Origin of the sequence: Paucibacter sp. KCTC 42545 (assembly GCF_001477625.1) — a bacterium.
Lineage (GTDB): Bacteria > Pseudomonadota > Gammaproteobacteria > Burkholderiales > Burkholderiaceae_C > Paucibacter_A.
Genome location: NZ_CP013692.1, coordinates 4,422,096 through 4,438,395 on the forward strand (window position 1 = coordinate 4,422,096; position 16,300 = coordinate 4,438,395).

General features: G+C 60.3%; 17 protein-coding genes. 4 read left to right on the forward strand and 13 right to left on the reverse strand.

What is annotated here, in order from left to right; genetic code table 11:
- Positions 1-11: 11 nt before the first annotated feature.
- Together AT984_RS18905 and AT984_RS18910 are read right to left on the reverse strand one after the other, a co-directional pair.
- A complete protein-coding gene (locus AT984_RS18905) occupies positions 12-518 on the reverse strand; it encodes an Lcl C-terminal domain-containing protein (RefSeq protein ID WP_197418175.1) in 507 nt (168 codons plus the stop codon).
- A 110-nt stretch (positions 519-628) separates the two neighbouring features.
- Positions 629-1,516, reverse strand: a complete 888-nt coding sequence (locus tag AT984_RS18910; RefSeq protein ID WP_058721430.1) for a CPBP family intramembrane glutamic endopeptidase — start codon at positions 1,514-1,516, stop codon at positions 629-631.
- Positions 1,517-2,232: 716 nt separating this feature from the next.
- Here AT984_RS18910 and istA point away from each other — a divergent pair.
- Together istA and istB are read left to right on the forward strand one after the other, a co-directional pair.
- Positions 2,233-3,783: an IS21 family transposase gene (gene istA / locus AT984_RS18920; RefSeq protein ID WP_058718810.1), complete on the forward strand. Its 1,551-nt coding sequence runs from the start codon at positions 2,233-2,235 to the stop codon at positions 3,781-3,783.
- 23 nt (positions 3,784-3,806) lie between these two features.
- The gene (gene istB, locus AT984_RS18925) at positions 3,807-4,544 is read left to right on the forward strand and encodes an IS21-like element helper ATPase IstB (protein ID WP_058718811.1); all 738 of its coding nucleotides are present in this window, start codon (positions 3,807-3,809) and stop codon (positions 4,542-4,544) included.
- A gap of 373 nt (positions 4,545-4,917) precedes the next feature.
- Here istB and AT984_RS18930 read toward each other — a convergent pair whose 3' ends face one another.
- From AT984_RS18930 to AT984_RS18970, 9 genes are all read right to left on the reverse strand, one after another.
- A complete protein-coding gene (locus AT984_RS18930; protein ID WP_058721432.1) occupies positions 4,918-5,337 on the reverse strand; it encodes a DUF3052 family protein in 420 nt (139 codons plus the stop codon).
- 1,046 nt (positions 5,338-6,383) lie between these two features.
- Complete coding sequence (locus tag AT984_RS18935) at positions 6,384-7,016, reverse strand: LysE family translocator (protein ID WP_058721433.1); 633 nt, start codon at positions 7,014-7,016, stop codon at positions 6,384-6,386.
- Positions 7,017-7,114: 98 nt separating this feature from the next.
- Positions 7,115-7,441, reverse strand: coding sequence for a hypothetical protein (locus tag AT984_RS18940; RefSeq protein ID WP_058721434.1), 327 nt, complete (start codon positions 7,439-7,441; stop codon positions 7,115-7,117).
- A gap of 1,377 nt (positions 7,442-8,818) precedes the next feature.
- On the reverse strand, positions 8,819-9,280 hold the full coding sequence (locus AT984_RS18945; protein WP_058721435.1) for a GNAT family N-acetyltransferase: 462 nt from the start codon (positions 9,278-9,280) through the stop codon (positions 8,819-8,821).
- Positions 9,281-9,364: 84 nt separating this feature from the next.
- Positions 9,365-10,039, reverse strand: a complete 675-nt coding sequence (locus AT984_RS18950; protein ID WP_058721436.1) for a hypothetical protein — start codon at positions 10,037-10,039, stop codon at positions 9,365-9,367.
- Between the two features lie 68 nt (positions 10,040-10,107).
- Complete coding sequence (locus AT984_RS18955) at positions 10,108-10,623, reverse strand: hypothetical protein (protein ID WP_156422115.1); 516 nt, start codon at positions 10,621-10,623, stop codon at positions 10,108-10,110.
- A 40-nt stretch (positions 10,624-10,663) separates the two neighbouring features.
- Positions 10,664-10,987, reverse strand: a complete 324-nt coding sequence (locus AT984_RS18960; RefSeq protein ID WP_058721438.1) for a barstar family protein — start codon at positions 10,985-10,987, stop codon at positions 10,664-10,666.
- A 123-nt stretch (positions 10,988-11,110) separates the two neighbouring features.
- Positions 11,111-11,458 carry a hypothetical protein gene (locus AT984_RS18965; RefSeq protein WP_058721439.1) on the reverse strand — a complete coding sequence of 116 codons (348 nt, stop codon included), beginning with the start codon at positions 11,456-11,458 and terminating at the stop codon, positions 11,111-11,113.
- A gap of 118 nt (positions 11,459-11,576) precedes the next feature.
- Entirely contained in the window at positions 11,577-12,089 is a 513-nt protein-coding gene (locus AT984_RS18970) for a hypothetical protein (RefSeq protein WP_058721440.1), read from the reverse strand.
- Positions 12,090-12,304: 215 nt separating this feature from the next.
- On the opposite strand from AT984_RS18970, the gene AT984_RS18975 reads away from it, so the two are divergent.
- Positions 12,305-13,345, forward strand: a complete 1,041-nt coding sequence (locus AT984_RS18975) for an integron integrase (RefSeq protein ID WP_082680180.1) — start codon at positions 12,305-12,307, stop codon at positions 13,343-13,345.
- 57 nt (positions 13,346-13,402) lie between these two features.
- On the opposite strand, the gene AT984_RS18980 is transcribed toward AT984_RS18975, so the two are convergent.
- Positions 13,403-13,876 (reverse strand): VOC family protein, encoded by a 474-nt coding sequence (locus tag AT984_RS18980; RefSeq protein WP_058721442.1) that lies wholly within the window; start codon positions 13,874-13,876, stop codon positions 13,403-13,405.
- 177 nt (positions 13,877-14,053) lie between these two features.
- Here AT984_RS18980 and AT984_RS18985 point away from each other — a divergent pair, with 177 nt between their 5' ends.
- Positions 14,054-14,911: a GntR family transcriptional regulator gene (locus AT984_RS18985; protein WP_082680181.1), complete on the forward strand. Its 858-nt coding sequence runs from the start codon at positions 14,054-14,056 to the stop codon at positions 14,909-14,911.
- A gap of 55 nt (positions 14,912-14,966) precedes the next feature.
- On the opposite strand, the gene AT984_RS18990 is transcribed toward AT984_RS18985, so the two are convergent.
- Positions 14,967-16,100, reverse strand: coding sequence for a porin (locus tag AT984_RS18990; RefSeq protein ID WP_231741465.1), 1,134 nt, complete (start codon positions 16,098-16,100; stop codon positions 14,967-14,969).
- Positions 16,101-16,300 lie beyond the last annotated feature (200 nt).

Below are 16,300 nucleotides of genomic sequence, written 5' to 3' on the forward strand. Positions count from 1 at the left end.
GCGCCGCGCTTCTATTTCTTGCTCGAACCTGCTGGCGTGCGAACGAGACGCACATGGTTTGTGTTCTCGTCGTCCGTGGTGGCCCAGGCATCGCTGGTGCCAATGGCTGACACCAGCGAAACGCCCTTGGCTTCCGGGGTGGACGTCCAGAACGATCCATCGGCGCTCCACGCGGGCTTGCTTGGAAACACCGCCAAGTTGAGCGAGGGGTTGTAGCAATTCGGCTCGCGCAGCGAGAGCAGCTCTTTCCGCGTGGGAATTCGCCAGTGTTCCTCGTTGGTGGACTTGCTCTTGGCGAGCGCCTTCGCTTGCTGATAGCTCAGCCTCGGGCCCGGGTTGACCGCGTCTGGATCATTGGCGACGCAGGTCGAACCATTCCAGCTTTGATCCTCGATGCAGCGCATCCAGATCAGCTGGGTGCGTTTGTCGACGACCTGTGACCCGTCGCCGATGGCCGAAAAATCAGTGGCATCGCGCTTGGGCGTGCCTTCGCATTGCTGGGAGGCCAGGGCGGGCAAGCCGCTGAATGCGGCGCAGGCAAGCGCGAGAGTGAAGGAACGAAGCAATGAGGTCTCCTTTGAGAGCGAAGCTTGAAATTGAGCCGAGCGTGGCTGCCTTAGACCCCAAGTCATTGGTTAACAGGCCGATCCTGGCGCTTCCAAATAGGGGGAACGATCTTGCCGCGCTTGACCGCCATGAGCAACATCACGATGCCGGTCGAGGTGCACAGCAGCAGCGCAAGCACCGAGGACTCAAGGCCGAAGTTTCCGCCGGTCAGCCAGTTGGGGCCGTTCACGGTGGATCTGATCAGACCCTGTTGTGCGTCGTTGCCGGAGACGACGCCTGAGAAGATGGCCGACTGCGTGTAGTTCCAGGCCATATGAAAGCCGATGCTCACCCACAACCGGCGCGTGAGCATATAGGCCGCAGCCAGCAAGGTACCGGCCTCGACGGCGATGAATAGGGCACCCTCAATCGTGCCCTGCGGGTTGATCAGATGGGTCAGGCCAAACACCAGTGACGACACCACAAGGGCAGCCCAACTGCCAAACCATTGTTCGACCGCGCCGAACAGCACGCCTCGGAACAACAGCTCCTCGTAGACGCTCGAGCTGAGCGCCATGGCAATCGCCGGAACCATATAGCTCCAGGGATTCAAGCCCACGATGCGGTAGATGCCTAGAGCCATCAGGATCATTTCGCAGGCCGCGTACAAGCCTGCACCGATGAGCAGGCCAACGCCGAATTGCCGACCCATGCCCGGCAAAGCGAGTTCCGTTAGGGTGCGCTTCTCAATGAAGTAGCCGTAGCCCACATACACGGCGAAGCCGGCAATGGCCAAGGCGATGATGTGTCGAACCGCTTTGACTGGCTCTCCTGCGTAGCTGGTCATCACATCGGTGTTGAGCGTCATGAACAACACCAAGATGAACCCGAGCAACAGGACGCGCGCTGGCGGTGAGCGCAGGATGCGCAGAGCCAGGTTCGGCTGCGGGTTCGCGGGTGTTGTCGTCATAGCGTTCACCGTCAGGGCTGGGTTGCAAGCATCGTGGACTGTAGGCGGAGCTTAACGAGCTTTTGGGTGCGCAGCCTTGACGATGAATGAGGCGATCTAAGGCCGCGAGCTTAGCGAGCGGCTGCGGTCTGACGCATGTCCTTGGTCGGTGAAAATGCACTGCGGACCCAAGGCTCCAGGCGTGGTGCCGGGCCGTTGGCGTACCGATTCAGAGAAGGCTTAGACCGCGTGTCGATCTTCTGCCAAGGCCTTGAGCCGAGCAAGTGTGACTGGCAGCCCTGTGTTCAATTGCCGTGAAAGCATGGGACCCAGCACGATAGACAGCAGCCCGGAGAACGTGACTCTGTGGACCACCTCAGTAGCGTCTGGCAGTTGAATCAACTCGTGTTCGAAGAGCATGCGAAAGAGCGGGATCTTTGACTCGACTGTGAAACAGCGACCGGGCACCACCTGTGTCAGCAGCATCGGTACCGTGTTGCCCTTCGTTGGCGTCAGTCGGCCTCTGCTGCCCACCGCGAATGGGCCTTCTAGACTGGCTTGCTGCGTATTTCAGCCCATCCCGGCCACCCATTTCAGCGGAACGCGGACAGCGTTTCAGACGAAGGCGGACACCATTTCAGGCTGATCGCGGACAGCGTTTCAAACTGATCCCGGACACCCCTGGCGCGCGCAAGTGACCTGAGCCGTAGGCATGCTGACCGATTTTTCGGTCCGTCATGCCCACTCCCAGGATTCACATGCGCCAACTTCGACAAACCCTTCGACTTCACCTTGAATCTGGCCTGAGCATGCGCGAGTGTTCGCGCGTGCTTGGCATCGCCAAGTCGACCGTCAATAGCGTCGTTATGAAGGCCCGCGCCGCCGGTGTGGACTGGGCCGCCGCCCAGACGCTGGACGATGCCGCCTTGGAGGCTCGCTTGTACGGCCCCGCTGTGCCTCGGTCCAGCACCCAGCTTGAGCCCGACTTCGCCCTCGTCCACCAGGAACTCAAGCGCCCCGGCGTCACCTTGCAATTGCTCTGGGAGGAGTACCAGCGCGGTCTGACCGACGCCGGCTCGCAAGCCTACAAGTACACCAGCTTCTGCGTGAAGTACCGCGCCTGGGTCACCGGCCTCAAGCGCTCGATGCGCCAGGTCCACCCGGCCGGCGAGCGCCTGTTCATTGACTACGCCGGCCAGACTGTGCCCTTGGTGGACGCTGCCACCGGCGAGATCCGGCAAGCGCAGATCTTCGTGGCCGTCCTCGGCGCCTCGAACTACACCTTCGCCTGCGCCACGCCGACACAGACAGCAGCCGACTGGGTCGGCGCCATCATGGATGCGCTGGAGTTCATGGGTGGCGTGCCCCGGCTGATCGTGCCGGATCAGGCGCGCGCCCTGATCGCCCGGCCCGACCGCTACGAGGCCACGCCTAGCCGTCTGGTCGAAGAGTTCTGCGACCACTACGACGTGGCGATGCTGCCCGCGCGTCCTGCTCATCCCCGCGACAAGCCCAAGGTGGAGGTCGGCGTGCAAATCGTCGAGCGTTGGATTCTGGCGCGGCTGCGGCACCGGCGCTTCTTCACCCTGGCTGAGCTCAACGCCGCTGTCCGGGAGTTGCTGGTGGACCTGAACGCTCGGCCGTTCAAGAAGCTACCCGGCTGTCGGGCCAGCGCCTTCGCGGCCTTGGATCGGCCGCTGCTCAAACCCCTGCCGGCAGCGCGCATGCCCATCGCCCGCTTCAAGCGCGCCCGGGTCAATATTGACTATCACGTTGAACTCGATGGCCATTACTACAGCGTGCCGCACCGGCTGGTGCGCGAGCAGGTCGAGTTGCGCATCACTTCGACCACGGTGGAGATTCTGGCGGGCCAGCAACGCGTGGCCGTGCACGCCTACAGCGTCCGGCGCGGGGCGCACACGACGGCGCCCGAGCACATGCCGGCCTCCCACCGGGCGCACCGAGAGTGGACCCCAGCCAAGCTCATCGCTTGGGGTGAGCACATCGGCGTGGCCACAGCCGCCGTGGTGCGCTGGCAGATGGAACACCGGCCGCACCCCGAGCAAGGCTACCGCTCCTGCCTCGGCCTGCAAAGCCTGGCGCGCCAGTTCGGCCACGAGCGGCTGGAAGCGGCCTGCGTTCGCGCCATGTCGATTCGCTCGCCGACCTACCAAAGCGTCAAGTCGATCCTGGCCACCGGCTTGGACCGGCAAGCCGCGCCGGCCCAAGCCACGCAGGCCGCACTCCCGCTGCATGACAACGTGCGCGGCCCCGATTACTACCACTGACCCCACTGAAGAAGGAGAAGCTCTTGCTCAACGAACACACCCTGGATCAACTGCGCAGCCTGCGCCTAGACGGCATGGTGCAGGCGCTTACCGATGGCGCCACCCGCACGGCAGCGGCCGAGCTGTCCTTCGAGGAGCGGCTGGCCATGCTGGTGCAACGCGAGGTCGATTGGCGCGACGGCAAACGCCTGGCCCGGCTGCTCAAGGCGGCCAAGCTCAAGGTCAGCAGCGCCTGCATCGAGGACATCAACTGGCGAGGCTCGCGCGGGCTGGATCGCAGCCTCATCACCCAACTGGCGGGCTGCGACTGGCTGCGCCACGGCCACAACGTGTTGCTCACCGGGGCCACGGGTTGCGGCAAGACCTGGCTCGCATGCGCGCTGGCCCAGCAGGCGGCACGCCAGGGATTCGCGGTGTTGTACACGCGGGCGCCGAGGCTGCTGGAAGAGCTGCGGGTGGCCCACGGCGACGGCTCCTTCGGCCGGCGCCTGGCACAACTGGCGCGCATTGACCTGCTGGTCATCGATGACTTTGCGATTGCACCGGTCACGGCGGCCGACCGTAACGACCTGCTGGAGTTGCTCGACGACCGGGTCGGCAGCCGCTCGACGCTCATCACCAGTCAGCTACCCGTCTCAAACTGGCACCAATGGTTGGATGACCCGACATTGGCCGATGCCATCTTGGACCGGATCGTCCATTCGGCACAAAAGATCGCGCTCAAGGGCGAGTCGCTGCGCAAGAAACAGGACTCGGTATGAGCACCAAACCAACCACCGCAGAACCGTCCGGGCCAGCCCAATTCAGGCTGATCGCGGACACCTGAGCTACCATCAACCCAGGCACTTGCGCGCACCCAAACTGTCCGCGATCAGTTTGAAACGCTGTCCGCCATCACGCTGAAATGACTGTCCGGGATCGCTGAAATCCGCAGGCTTGCTTCGTGTCCGGATCCCAGGTGTGCCAGCTCTGCACGTCCTGATAGATATGAAAGATCGTTTCAGGTGAAGCGGCCACGGTGATGCGATGTTCGACTTGCATTGGCATTTGTGAGCAGCGGAGGGGGGAGGTGGGCGAACAGCGTTGAAGCTGAGCAGGCGGCGGCCTACTCAAGCGCTGGCTTGGGCCGCATTCTCAGCGAAGCTCTTTACGAAGCACCAACTTCAGCCCCGACCAAACCTCCGTGACCGCGCAGACCTTGATATCGACGAAGCCAAGTGGCAAGGCCAATTCGCGGATGGTGTCTTCTGTGATCGTGGTCGGAACCTTGGCTGATTTCTTCGGCCAAGAGATCCATAGCGCTGCATCGGGTTTCAGCTTCTTGCGCAAGTGGCTCAGCACCTTTGCAAGTTCTTCTCTTTGGGTCACAAAGGCGTGAGCGATATCAACCGTTGAATCGGCTTGGGCAACAAACACCACGCCCGGCGGCAGAGGGGCCAGCAGGCTTTCGTACTCCGCCGGAGCGTCAAGAGGCAGTACGCGATGTGCCTCTTTGATGCCGAGCTTCTTGAAGAGCGGCGTTCCAGAGTACCCGGTGGTGCCTGACGCTTTCATCCGGACTAACGTTGAGGATGCGCCGTCTCGGTGGCGCAAGCGGACAGGCCCTGAAGTCTGCGCGGGAGAGCGTCGATTGGCATCCAGCCTGTCCGCCCAGCGCGTGACCGCACCTCCGCGATATCCGACGTGCAGGGAACAGACTCAACTAACTCAATGTCGGATTCAACCGGCATCGCTACCGGCACTGCGCCGAATTGACCTGCCGCAACCGCCCGAGCATCCTCTCTCGAAGCGTAGAACGGATAGACAAGGTCATACCCCACAGGACTCACAGGTGGAGCAGCCTGGCATCCTGCAAGGGCTGCCATAGCAAGACATAGGATCGGTCGCAGATGGATCGGCTTCATTTGGATCGAGTATTGCAAAGACGGCTGGCACCCTTGCGAAATAGGACTTGCATCTTCGATGGCTAACGGTCGAGCTAACCGGCCCGAAGGTGGCACGCAGTTGCGGGTTCAACTGAGCGAATGGTTATGCTAATTCTCCGCATGAAGAAAACTATTCACTTGGAGAGCTTGCTAACGTGCAATGCAAACAACCTGCAGGATGAACCGGGCTCGGAGGAGGCTTGGAACTCATAGCGCTCCCCAATTCCAGTAGTTGCGACCGCCCAACTACCGTCAAACTTGTGATTTGAAGGAAGCGAAGCAACTGCAACGGATTTCCGAATGTAGGTGCCATCCGTTTGACGGGAAACCGGCAACACCGCCTCGATAGGACCGACATAACTCGCCAATTGCACGAGGCCACGAACGACATCCGCACCTGGCGCTGTAAACATAGACGAAAGCTCGTAGAGCTTACCCTGCGACATCAGGCGAGTGGCTTGAACTGCACACGAGTCGACTGCGTGCGAGGCGCCCGAAACAGCCAATCCGGAAAGTAGAAGCAGAAAACGAAACATTGGTTTTCCTCTGACCCTAGGGGCATCACGTCGAAGTTAAGGGGCAATTATGCGAAGCATTATTGCCACTTGAAAGACCAGTTAGGCCCGCGCGCGAAGGCACGGGGTTGCACTTCACATGTGAATCCGTGCGCTGCATTTAGTGTTGAGTGGCTGATGCAGCCAGTTTGAGCCCCAGCGCCCCCATGATGCCCCCGGCGGAGCGATCACCCCACTTTTTGAACCGGAGATATACGCTGCGTGGAGCTTCGGACGACAACACGGTTGCAACGATGGCATACCAGCCAGCCTCGATGAGAAACACTAGAGCGACGACTAGTAGGTTGAATTGAATGCTCGGCGTGGCTGGTAGGAACGCCGCGAAAACACTGGCATAGACGATGGCTGTTTTTGGGTTGCTGACTTGTGTTGCTAGACCAAGCAAAAAATAGCCCTTGCGTGGCTTAGCGCTTTCAAGCGTTGCATCGCTTACATCAAGCTGTTGCGACGCGCCACGCCAGATTTGAATGCCGATGTAGGCTAGGTAGAAGCCGCCTACGACTTTGAGTGCTGCATAGAGCGCAGGTACGGCCAGGAAGAGGGCATTTAAGCCGAGCAACGACGCAGCAGCAAAAAGCAATGCACCAAGCCCCATGCCCAAGGCCGCGTTTAAGCCGTTCGTCCTGCCGGCGGACGCAGCGGTTCTAGCAACCATAACAAAGCTAGGGCCGGGGCTTGCTGCACCAACGCAGAGTGCTGCGCCGATACCTATTAGGGAACTGAATTCACTCATGGTTGACTCCTAAATATGTGCGGGGTTTGTAGTTGGCCTAACGTTGAAGCTGAGTCGCGAGCGGCGGCCTTCCGACGCGAGTCGGCTCGAGCGACTAGTTAGGCTGCACTCTTGCTCTGACCGCTAAGGCTAGCGGAGAACCGCTTGCTCCCAATGCCAATCCAGACGACGACGCACAGTAGAGACAGCGGAATTGCGACGATCAGCGGCACCCCAAGCACCGGGTTCCAGTAGGTGACTGCAGCGCAGCAAGCCGCTACTGCTGCAGGGACAAACATCCGCGTTCCAACGTAGCGATTGAACTGCGCTGCATCGCCGATGGTTCGATAGTCAATCGTATTGAGCAGCGGCCTAGCCCCAGCAAATCGGAATGCAAACGCACACAGTAGAAGTATTGCTGTCATCAACAGATGCGCTTCGAACATGCTTACCCCCTCGGATCAAGAGCTTCAAATCGTGCCATAACTCAATGCTCCCGTGCAGCCTAACGTCGAAGTTGACCAGCCGTTGCGAGTCGGCTCGAACGACCGGTTAGGCCTCAGATGCTGGCGCACGACTCCAGAAACCCTAAACATTTGACAACGCCAATGCGAGCACGCCAATAGCCAGATAGAAAGCAAGCCCAGCAAGCAGGAGGCCAACTCTGGTAACCACACGTGCGCCGTTTTGTCGAAAAGACAGCACACCGGGCGGCGCGAAGACTCGACCTTCCCTCCCTCCCAATTGCTCACCACGCCATCGGCCCAAGGAGACGGCGCGAACTGCAAGTCTCCCCGTGCCGATAAGCGCAACTTCGATGAATATCCACGAGATGAAGGACAAGAGTTCTTCCATGAGGCTTAACGTGAAAGCTCAGTGGGCGGCGAAGCCGTCCGCTGGAGCGAAAGGTTCAACATCATGGGCGGCCTCCTCGTGAAAGCTGTGTGGCTCCGAAAAGCTCGCCCAACGTGAGGTGCTCATGCCAAACCTTAGCAAAGCCAATGCGGTAGCGTTGCTCCACCTGCTTTGCGAATGACTCAACCTCCAGCGAGTCGGGAGTCCACCGATTTGGATACAACGCCCGATATATCGCAAGAATGGAATCGTCCGGCGCAAAGCTCAAGCGCGACGACGAGCGAAAGGCAAAAGCACTGACAAAGACTTCAAGAAATTCGCGCACTTCTTCCTTCGGTACGCCAGGAAACGTTCGCCGCCACGCAGCACCTTGGCACAAGCGTTCGCGATATGGCATTGGGGGCAGCGGACCAAGGCGCTATTCGCGATACCAAGAACTCAGGCGATGCAGAACGTCGGCTTTCATGCCGTTGCGGGTCCGGTTAAGCGAGTGGGTAGGCGTCACAGGTTCGTCATTTTCGTGACCGTCTGCGACGGCGAACAAGTGCGCCCACAGCGCGCGAAGCTGCGAATGAAACAAGACCGCAAGCGAAGCTGGCTGGAATGAACAGCATTGACCAGAAGAACTCTTCGGCGGCTCGATTTGCCTTCACTAGATCACTGTCGGTGCACATCGTAAGGAGGCCGGGAAGCCCTAACAAAAGCCAACCACCCGCCGAGCCGGCAATGAGCCCCGGCACCAGCCTATTGCTGAAGAAGCCAGCCAATGCGCCGACAAAGGCGGACACAGCGACAAAGTGCCAGATAGTCATTGGTGACAGCTAACGTTCGAGTTAAGCGGGCGACGACGGCAGGACGCCAGGCCCGGGCCGGTGACAATGCACAGCGTACCACCGGCCTGGGCATGGTGGCCTGCCATTGGTGCTCCGCTTGAGCTAGGAGTTATGCTTCAGCCGCATAAGCCACCTTCAAAGAACTCTGCGCATGAAGGCATTTGGAACCACGATACCGCGTACAACAGGTGCTCTCGTCTCGACGACGGCGAAGCCAAAGTGTTCGAAGAAGGGTTGCGCGGTGCGGCTGACATCTGAGGTTAGTTCCTTCAGATGCAGGCGTCTTGCCTCAGACTCAAGAGCCTTCATCAAGGTCCTACCGATACCCCTCCGAGGATGCCTGCCGGAGACAAAGAAGTGGTCGATGTATCCCGTGGCTTGAACGTCCGCGTATCCAACCGGTTCAGCCTCGATCACCGCCACGAATGGGTTGATTCCGCGAATGCGACTGGCCCAGAGCTCTGGATCGACGTGCGAAGGTGCCCATGCATCGATCTGCTCCTGCGCATAGTCGTGAACGGCGACCAGATGGATTGCGGAGTGGTAGATCTGGAAGAGTGCGGCCTCTTCTCCGGGAACGAAGCGTCGGATCTGCATCGGTGGTGGGTTCTGAGGCCTACCGTGGAGCTAATCGGCCTGCGCGGCTTTTCGCGCAGGTCCGGTTGAGCTCAGGGTTTGGCGTCATTGACAACGTAACTCTTTGAAGCCAGCATTCTCATCGAACTTCCACAACGTACCGTCGTTCCTGACAGTAACGTTGAATTCCATGAGCTGCGCACCGGGGCATACCGATTTGTCGGCGTGGGTAATTTTTCGCAGCAGGATCGAGTCATTATTCTCCCAACGAACAAAGCTGTAGAGCGCATAGCTATCCGGCTGGAAGTTGAGTTTCTCGATAAGTCGGTCCGCATGTACTTGCCAGACAAAGACTCCGTTGGTGCCGCCGAACTCTGATGGGTTGGCGGTGACTATCCATTTTCCATTTGGAGATGTAACAGGTTCACCGTAGACCTCATGCTGGGTTCCTGAATGTCTTCCAATCCAGATTACGGTACGCGACTCATAGCCGAGAACCTCGACCGCGAAGAACTGCCGATCAGAAGACAGGCCGAGCAGTCTATGAACCAAACACTTCTCTGGGACTTCGCAGGTGTCGCCATCTCGTAGCTTCAGCGTTCGCTTGTTGTTGAGCATCAAGGAAAGCACCTTCCCTTCACGTCCCGCAAACGGCGCAAGCGAACTGATCGTTTTCTGCTCAGCCGCGCCATTGTTGCTTGCAGCGGCATTGGTTTGCGCAGATGAGATGCACGGGTATAGCGCGAAAAGTAGTGCGGGTAGGCGGCGAAGAAAGAGCATGGCTTATGACGCCGAACGTGTGAGTTCAGCGGGCGGCAAAGCCGTCCGCTGCAATGAAGGGTTGGGCATCACTTGTCCTCATCTCGTGCCCGGCATGAGAGTTCGGCGTAGCGGCCGCTAGGTGCTTCAAAGCTGACATTAGATTCCCTTTGGTATTTCTCCAAAGACTCGTACTCATGCAAGGTGCATCGATTGGCAGCTGCAAGTTCCGCAAGCTCGCTTGTGCTCCCTTGCAGCCGAACAACAAGGCCACCGCCTTCACTGACGCAACACCCGGCGTACTTGGTCATGTATTCCCCTTCTAGGAGCACTAGGTCGTGACCCAAAAACCGCAACTTACTTCGAACGCGGTAGTAGTCCGTGTAATCAACGCGGATGAGAGGTCGGAACGGAATCAAGCTCTGCTCTTTGAACTCCCTAAGCACCGCACCAATATTTTTCTGTCTTCCGGGCGTGGGAACAGGGCGCAAGGCCTGAAGCAACTTGGCGACAGCTTCATCCCCTTGCGGCAATGCATGAACGTCGATCGCTGCGGACACGCCCGCCAACAACACAAGCGCTCTTAGCTTTCGAATGGCCGTCATGGTGCTGCCCAACGTAAAGATACCCGCAGTCGGCATGCGACTAGACATTGAAAGACAACACAAGAATTGCTGGCTCGCCAATCTCAAGGCGCCGCCAATTGACAAAAGCGGCGGACTCGACAAACGCTTGAAATTGATCTGGGCAGCGCTCCTTGAATTCGGCCGCCCCATCAAGCGCGACACATACCAACTCACCCGGTTGAACGTAGACGGAACTGAACTCTTCGTCCAGATTGGTCATGCAGTCAATCCAAGCATCCATGTTCCGCCCAAAGAAATCAGGGAATCCGAATGCACTGGAAAATTCGTCAAAGAATGACGCCCAGTCTTTGATTTTCGTGCCGTCGACGTGAACGGTTCTCATGGGTTGGCTAACGCTGGAGCTGAGCCGACCGCAGCGGCAGGCTGCGTAAGGCCGAGAATGAAATGACGGCCTGCAGCAGACAGCCGTAGCGGGCCGGATCGAGCGACTTGTTAGACCTCACTGTCATTGCGACCCACCACTCGATTGCTTTGCTGCATCGCGCGCTAGCTCGACTGACGACGGCGTTGCCAAAATCTTTCCGGGCGGACTAGGGTCGGATACCTCGACGAGCTCAAAAGTCACCCTGTCGCCAACCTTCAAATCAAGCCCGTTCGCCCACGTCAGCTGGCGGGGCTGCGCTCCCTTGAGTGCAAGACCCATGACGTTAAAGATGATGCAGGATGCATCGATCATGCGATTGGGACCGGGGGCGCCGAATGCCACTTGACCCGATAGCATGGAAAGGTCTGGGGCGCCTGCGACGGCAATCAGTTCGCCATTGACCTCGATTCGAAGCGCGGGGATTTTCATGAGGTCTAACGTTGAAGCTGAGCCGCGAGCAGCGGTTGGGAACGGAAGGCCCAGAATGAAATGAGGGCCTGAAGAGACCAGCCGTTGCGAGTCGGCTCGAGCGAAGGGTTAGGCCGCACTACGCGCACTCCAATGCTGCGCCAAGAAAGCGAGCACCCTGATCAAAGAGCTCCGGACTGCCGAGCACTTCCGCGACCTCCTTTAGGCCGTGAAAGGTGTTGTTCCGGTAGCGATAGACAACGAGCAAGAGCGCATGGATGACACCCTCAGATTCGGCAATTTGGCCAGATAGCACTCCTGACACCGCAACGTTCTCCGCAGCCGATCGCAAGCGGAGGAACGCAAACCTCTCTGTAACCTTCTCACCGTCCCAATAGCGCTCTTCTACAAACTGCCGGAACGCCTGCGCTGACGGGTGCGCAAGAAGGCCGCGCTCGGCCAGGCGGACGGCGACTTCGCGAAGCTTTGCGCTACTTGCGGATGAGTCGCATAGTTCACCTTCGAACATGTTCCACATCAGGGCAAAGTGGAGCAATGGCTGCGAACCTGGCCCCAAGTGGCGCTGCAGCGATGGCTGCCGCTCGCCAATCCATCGGATCGCATCAAAGCTTTCGAGCGGGGTTTGACGCATTTCGTGCGGCCTAACGTGTTCTGTGGCGACAAGCGACGCCACCTATACCAGCCTGGTGCTGGCTAAGCCCGCCCAGATAGCTTGCTGCAAGTATTTGATTTGAAACCAGAAACTGCTTGGTTGACTGTTGTTTCATACAGTATTAAATTTCCGCCGAAAGCGGCAGCTTGTTACATGCCTCCGAAGGAGGTGGTGGCTGCCAAGTGGGGTGCACCATGTTGCCAGTTCGGCTAGCTGAAAACCCGGCGCGCGGGGCAATTCGGCCTAGGGCTTTCCCGCGGGATTTGCCGCCTTTGCAGTCGGGCCGTTTGTTGGGTCAACTGCGTGAGCGGATTCGCTATCTGCACTACAGCTTGCGTACAGAAGAAGTCTATGTGTACTGGTGTCGGGCCTTCATTCGATTTCACGGCTTGCGGCATCCGGCGGAAATGGGTGGGCCGGAGGTGGAGGCGTTCTTAACGGCCTTGGCCGTGCAACGTCAGGTGGCGCCATCAACGCACAGCCAGGCCTTGTCGGCCTTGCTGTTTCTGTACACCAAAGTTCTGTGCCAAGACTTGCCTTGGCTGCGCGAAATCGGCCACCCCGTGAAACAGCGGCGCCTGCCGGTGGTGTTGACGCGTGAAGAGGTGGCGGCCGTGTTTGGTGGTTTGAGGGGTGAGCATCTGCTGTTGGCGCAACTGCTGTACGGCACCGGGATGCGGATTGCCGAAGGCCTGCAATTGCGCACCAAGGATGTGGACTTTGGCAACCGAGCCATCGTGGTGCGCCAGGGCAAGGGTGGCAAGGACCGGGTGGTGATGTTGCCAACCGCCTTGCTTTCACCGCTGCGTGAGCAATTGGCCTGTGCGCGGCAGATTTGGGCCGACGATTGCGCCGCTGGCTGCGGCGGTGTGGAACTGCCGCATGCGCTGGAGCGCAAGTACCCGCGCGCCGGGCAATCATGGAACTGGTTCTGGGTCTTTCCGCAGCGGCATCATTCCAGCGACCCACGCAGCGGGGTGGTCCGGCGCCATCACTTGTACGACCAGACTTTTCAGCGCGCGTTCAAGGTCGCCGTGAATGGTGCTGGCATCACCAAGCCGGCCACACCTCACACATTGCGCCATTGCTTTGCCACCCACTTGCTGCAAAGCGGCAGCGACATTCGCACTGTGCAGGAACTGCTGGGCCATGCGGATGTGGCGACCACGATGATCTACACGCATGTGCTCAAGCTCGGCGGCGGCGCGGTGCGCAGCCCGCTGGATGTGCTTTGACGTGCAGTAGCGTTGCGTTTCACTGCGCTGCGCTGCGCTGCCGCACGCCTTTCCGACTCAGAGCCCTTCGCGGTTTGCCTTCAAATCGGGGTGGCGCAGGGCCGGGGCTTCGTTGCTGACGCCGACCACGTCTTTGGCGGCGCCGCCCCAGCCGCGGTCGGTCATGTCGATCATCACGCCGTTGGGGTCGAAGTACTTGACCTCGTAAAAGCTATTGCCTTTGACCGGCACTTCACCGAGGAAGTATTTGCCGCCGGCGGCTTCGCAGTCTTTGCGGGATTCGGCAATGTCGTCGACCCAAAAGCCGATGTGGTGCAGGCCCACATGTTCGCGGCCCAGCGGGCCGGCGTGGGCGTCGTTCTTGAAGTTGAGCAAGGCCAGGCAGATCACGCCGTCGCTCAGGTAGACGCCGCGGGCGAGCGAAGAGTCGGTCTCGCCGACCTTCTTCATGCCGAAGGATTGTTCGTAGAAAGGGGCCACGGCCCAGGGATCAGGAACGGAAATGGCGATATGACGCAGTTTGCCAGCCATGGGGAACTCCAAAGTTTGCGCAAGGGGTTAAAGGAAGCGGCGATATTTGCAGATGAATTTCTGCAATGCTGTATGTATACATGAAATAGAATAAGTATGCAAAGGTGTTGGGGCCGAGTGCAGCGCCGCCGCCTTCGTTAGAATCCACCGCGCCACTACTCCCCGTCTGGACCAGTCATGGGTAATGCTTCATCCGCCATCTGCCGCAGCCTCACCGAAGACATCGTCAGTGGCCGGCTCGCGCCTGGCTTGAAGCTGGAGGAGCTGGTGCTGGCCGAGCGCTTCCAGGTCTCACGCACGCCGATCCGCGAGGCCTTGCGCGAGCTGCATGCGCGCGGGCTGATTGACCTGCAGCCGCGCAAGGGCGGCATCGTCCGCAGCATCGGGCTGGACGATTTGTCCGACATGCTGGAGGCCATGGTCGAGCTGGACGCGCTGTGCTGCCGCATCAGCGCCGAGCGCATGAGCGCGGTGCAGAAAAAGCAGCTGCAAATGGTGCAGCAGCAGAGCGAGGATTGCGTGGCGCGCGGTGATGAGGCGGGCTATTTGCAGCTGAATCACCAGTTCCATCAATTGATTTGTGCCGGCGCGCAGAACCGCAGCTTGGCTGCCATGTTGAGCAATCTGCGCGAGCGGCTGGCGCCTTTCCGCGCGGCGCAGACCCATGTGGAGCGGCGCTTGCCGGTGTCCAACGATGAGCATCAGGCGATTCTGAAAGCCATCCTGGCCTCGGACGCCGAAGCCTCCTACGAGGCCATGCGCAACCACACGGCGCGGCTGAGCATCAATGTGCTGGACTTGCTGAAAGCGCAGCAAGCCGGTGCCAAGGCGACGCCGGCCACGAAGGCGCCCGCCGCGGCACCCAATACGCCGGCGACGAAATCGGCGACGAAATCGACGAGCAAGGCGGCCGCCAAACCACGTACTCCAGCCGCCAAGGCCCAGCCCGCTGCCAAGGCCGCAGCCAAGAAGGTCGCAAAGGCGCCTGCCAGCGCCCCGGCCAAGCCGGCCGGCCGCGCCAAGTCGCAGGCCTGAACCTGGGCTTGAGCGGCGCCTTCAACAGGCCCCGTTCAGCCCCAGCGCGCTTCGGTCAGAACTTGTGCGTCATGCCTAGACCCCAGGCATAGGGATCTTGGCCGGGCTTGAGGTTGGGGATGCCGTTGGCCGACAGGTTGTAGCTGCTGTTCGCGCCGTTGCTCAAGCGCGTCCAGCCGCCCCAGACCTCGGTGCGGGCCGACAGCGTGTGGCCATAGCCCAAGGCGATCTGATGCGCGGCGCTGTCGGTGCCGGGTGCGCCGATGCTGCCAATGCCTTGGTTGGCATTGCCGGTGGACGCTTCGCCCTGCACCCAGCTGGCGCGCAGCTGGCCGCTGCCGATGTCATGCGTCACCGCCACTTGCCAGGCATTGCGTTTGAGCTGGGTGCTTGGGCCGGGTTGGTAGCGCAGCTGCTCCCAGGTCGCGCGCAAGCGTGTGGGGCCGAAGCTATAGGCTGCCGCCAAGCGGTCGGCTGTGTCCAGGCTGCCGGCGCGCAGGTAGTCGCGGTGGCGTTCATGGCCCCAGGCCAGGTAGACCGGGCCGGCCTGGTAGCTCAGCAGCGTTGAAAGCAGATCGGGCGAGGTGCTGGCGGTCTTCTCTTCCGGCACGGCGTAGGCAATGCGGGCCGACACGCCTTGCAGCACCGGGCTGGACCATTGAATCAGATTGGGTTGGCGGCGGTCGAAGGAGGCGGGTGTGACGCCGTTGGCAGCGGTGGTGAAACCGTTACCGAGAATGCTGTTGGAGGCAAAGATGCTGGCGGTGAAGGGGTCGATGGCATAGACCGAGACAAAGCGCAGCGGTGTCTCCCACTGGCCCAACAAAATCTCGCCCGCCGAGCCGCGCAGGCCGATGCCCGTGTTGCGGCCGCCCCAGGGGCCATCACCGGTGTCCACTTTCACATTGCTTTCAATCTGCGCCCAGGCCTGCAAGCCATCGCCCAGCGCCTCCACGGCGCGAAAGCCCAGCACCGACTGGTTATTGGACAAGCGCCGCAGCGGCCCGCTCATGCCGCTGGCGCCGACCTGCTCGACGTTGACCTTCAGAAAACCGTAGACCGTCACCGCACTGGCGCCGGCGGCATTGGCCGTCGTCTGGCCGATGGCGGGGCTGCTGCACAGGGCAGCGAGGCATGCGGAAAAGCAGGCGGCCCGCTGGACGACACCTTGAGTGGAGGGACTTTGCACGGCTTCTCCTTGTGTATTGATAAGAAATTCTATGTATACATGTGACTTAGCGTGCATCCAAATTTGTGGAAGTGTGGCGCCGATGCGAATTCGTCGGCTTGGGCGCGGCGGCCAATCTCAGCGGCACGGCACTGTGGCTGCCTGCGTGAGGGCCAGAAACGACAGCGCCCGAACAGCTGCCTGTTCGGGCGCAAGGGCGG

What these genes read in the sequence shown, in the direction of transcription:
- AT984_RS18975 (WP_082680180.1), top strand. Translation starts at nt 12,305, where the DNA reads ATGTTGCCAGTTCGGCTAGCTGAAAACCCGGCGCGCGGGGCAATTCGG.
- AT984_RS18955 (WP_156422115.1), bottom strand. Translation starts at nt 10,623, where the DNA reads ATGACGGCCATTCGAAAGCTAAGAGCGCTTGTGTTGTTGGCGGGCGTG.
- AT984_RS18910 (WP_058721430.1), bottom strand. Translation starts at nt 1,516, where the DNA reads ATGACGACAACACCCGCGAACCCGCAGCCGAACCTGGCTCTGCGCATC.
- AT984_RS18980 (WP_058721442.1), bottom strand. Translation starts at nt 13,876, where the DNA reads ATGGCTGGCAAACTGCGTCATATCGCCATTTCCGTTCCTGATCCCTGG.
- AT984_RS18965 (WP_058721439.1), bottom strand. Translation starts at nt 11,458, where the DNA reads ATGAAAATCCCCGCGCTTCGAATCGAGGTCAATGGCGAACTGATTGCC.
- AT984_RS18985 (WP_082680181.1), top strand. Translation starts at nt 14,054, where the DNA reads ATGGGTAATGCTTCATCCGCCATCTGCCGCAGCCTCACCGAAGACATC.
- AT984_RS18935 (WP_058721433.1), bottom strand. Translation starts at nt 7,016, where the DNA reads ATGAGTGAATTCAGTTCCCTAATAGGTATCGGCGCAGCACTCTGCGTT.
- istA (WP_058718810.1), top strand. Translation starts at nt 2,233, where the DNA reads ATGCCCACTCCCAGGATTCACATGCGCCAACTTCGACAAACCCTTCGA.
- AT984_RS18950 (WP_058721436.1), bottom strand. Translation starts at nt 10,039, where the DNA reads ATGCTCTTTCTTCGCCGCCTACCCGCACTACTTTTCGCGCTATACCCG.
- AT984_RS18930 (WP_058721432.1), bottom strand. Translation starts at nt 5,337, where the DNA reads ATGAAAGCGTCAGGCACCACCGGGTACTCTGGAACGCCGCTCTTCAAG.
- AT984_RS18970 (WP_058721440.1), bottom strand. Translation starts at nt 12,089, where the DNA reads ATGCGTCAAACCCCGCTCGAAAGCTTTGATGCGATCCGATGGATTGGC.
- AT984_RS18960 (WP_058721438.1), bottom strand. Translation starts at nt 10,987, where the DNA reads ATGAGAACCGTTCACGTCGACGGCACGAAAATCAAAGACTGGGCGTCA.
- AT984_RS18940 (WP_058721434.1), bottom strand. Translation starts at nt 7,441, where the DNA reads ATGTTCGAAGCGCATCTGTTGATGACAGCAATACTTCTACTGTGTGCG.
- AT984_RS18945 (WP_058721435.1), bottom strand. Translation starts at nt 9,280, where the DNA reads ATGCAGATCCGACGCTTCGTTCCCGGAGAAGAGGCCGCACTCTTCCAG.